A 2,408-nucleotide genomic window follows, 5' to 3' on the forward strand; every position below is an offset into this window, starting at 1 on the left:
TATCCCCTGATCGTCACGCTGCCGCGGAACTGCTCATCGCCGGAACGCGCGATGCATCAAGCTGGCGATATCTGCGATGCATGTCCGGCGGCCACGCGCCAACGATCTCCTACTGGGCGCCACAGCCGCGTGTAGGCGAACCTGCCGCTGAACGCCGTGCCATCGAAATCACCGGCAAGCACGACCGTTGTCGCGGTGACGATGCTGCGTACGGGATTCCGCGCATCCTAGGCGTCCAGATATAACGCGTGATGGCGTCGACGTGGAAGATGATGCTGCATGTTGAGCGGAAATGACTGCTAGATGCTCAATCACTTCGTCGACGTAAGTGCGATTCGCCGGTCTTGAGGGGGCTTCACCTAGTGGCCGGTATATCCCAATATCCCAATAAAAATCTATGCGCATAAAGTCCCCGAGCGCCAGATGTCATCGGCGAGCTTCCCGCCATTCACGGTAATATCGCCGTTCGTCCGACTGCCGGCAATTCGTCTGCCTGCCACTGCTCGGTGTTCCTACAACTCATTCCCGCACATTGATTCATGACCGACCGCGCCGCCGCTTCATGTCGTCGGACGACCGACTTCCTGCCTTATCTCGTCGCCGCGACGTTTTTCATGGAGTACCTCGATACGACGGTGATCGCCACCGCGCTGCCGCAGATGGCACAGTCGTTTGGCGTCGGGCCGAATGCGCTGAGTGTCGGGATGACGGCCTACATGCTGGCGCTCGCCGTGTTCATCCCGATTAGCGGCTGGATCGCGGATCGCTATGGTTCGCGTACCGTCTTCGCCACCGCGATCTTCGTCTTTTCCGGCGCATCGGTGCTGTGCGGGCTCTCCGATGGCGTGCTCACGTTCACGGCCGCGCGTCTGCTCCAGGGTGTCGGTGGGGCAATGATGGTGCCGGTCGGGCGAATGATCGTCGTGCGCAGCACGGAGAAAGCCAAACTGATGCGTGCGATCGCGACGATCACGTGGCCGGGCATCGTCGCGCCAGTCGTCGGGCCGCCGGTCGGCGGCTTCATCACCACCTACGCGTCGTGGCGCTGGATCTTCCTGTTGAACGTTCCGTTTGGCATAGCCGCGCTGGTTTGCACTTGGCTTATCGTCCGCAACACGCGTGCCGATGAGCGGCGGCCGCTCGACTGGGTCGGCTTCGTGCTGGCCGGCGCGGCGCTGACTTGTCTGTTGATCGGTACCGAAGCGGCGGGCCAGCAGGACGTCGATTTCACGCGCGCAGGTATCCTGGTCGCCGCGAGCGTGTTGTTCGGCATTGCCGCATGGTTGCATGCGCAACGATGCGCGCATCCGCTGCTCGATTTCACGACGCTGAAGGTGCCGACGTTCTCGGTCACCGTCATCACCGGTTCGATCACGCGGATAGCGATCAACGCCGTGCCGTATCTGCTGCCGCTGTTGTTCCAGATCGGCTTCGGGCTGTCGCCATTCCAGTCCGGCCTGCTGTTGCTCGCCAGCGCGATCGGCAATCTCGGGATGAAGGCAGGCACGTCGTGGATACTCGATCGCTTCGGTTTCCGGCACGTCGCGCTCGTCGACGTGACGATCGTCGGCCTGTTCACGATCGCGTGCGGCTGGCTGACAGCGTCGACGCCGTTGGCCGTCACCTTGTTGGTCGTGTTCGTCTACGGGCTCACGCGATCGATGCAGTTCACGACGCTCGCGACACTCGCGTACGCGGATATTCCGGCGCGGCAAACCAGTGCGGCCAGCACGCTGTGGAGCGCCGCGCAGCAGATGACGATCGGAATGGGCATCGCATTCGGCGCGTTGTCGCTGCGGGTCGCGGCGTTGGCGCGTGGCGACGCCGCCGGAGTGCATTATGTGCTCGACGATTTTCGCTGGGCGTTCATTGCGGCCGGCGTGCTCGCTCTGCTGACGTTGCCCGGCTATGCGGGACTCGCCGCCGATGCTGGCGATCGACTTCGCGCAAATGTGGCGCGCGGGTAGAGCGTCGTTCTGATCGCGGCGGTCGCGCGAAGGCCGGCGGTCAGCGATTCGTCGCCACTGCGGACTGAGTCGAGACGCCGCCCCAGCAATGAGCAGCGGACCGCGCGTATGGAGCAGCCAGTCGTCGGTTGCAGTTTACGGCGCGCGAACTCTAAATCGCGTGGCGTTGCCCGCTTATAACTTCACGCCGTCCGGGCTGCTGCCGGCGACAGGCGACAGGCGACAGGCGACAGGCGACAGGCGACAGGCGACAGGCAACCGGCAACCGGCAACCGGCAACCGGCAACCGGCGAGTGGCGAGTGGCAACCAATAACCGGCGCCCGGAACGCGCAACCGGCAACCCGCAACGGGCAACGGGCACTCGGCAACCGGCACTCGGCACTTGCCAATCGGTAATCGGCAATTGGCCACCGCCAACCGCCAACCGCCCGCCCACGCTC

General features: G+C 63.9%; 1 protein-coding gene and 1 pseudogene. One reads left to right on the top strand and one right to left on the bottom strand.

The genetic code is table 11. The features are described 5' to 3' along the window. Window positions 1-56 precede the first annotated feature (56 nt). A pseudogene (locus C3Y15_RS32490) lies at window positions 57-203 on the bottom strand (nuclear transport factor 2 family protein); the annotation flags it as partial. 336 nt (window positions 204-539) lie between these two features. Here C3Y15_RS32490 and C3Y15_RS31295 point away from each other — a divergent pair. Next, window positions 540-1,967 carry a DHA2 family efflux MFS transporter permease subunit gene (locus C3Y15_RS31295; protein WP_059475927.1) on the top strand — a complete coding sequence of 476 codons (1,428 nt, stop codon included), beginning with the start codon at window positions 540-542 and terminating at the stop codon, window positions 1,965-1,967. Window positions 1,968-2,408: the final 441 nt, after the last annotated feature.

The organism is Burkholderia sp. B10, assembly GCF_004368385.1.
Lineage (GTDB): Bacteria > Pseudomonadota > Gammaproteobacteria > Burkholderiales > Burkholderiaceae > Burkholderia > Burkholderia vietnamiensis.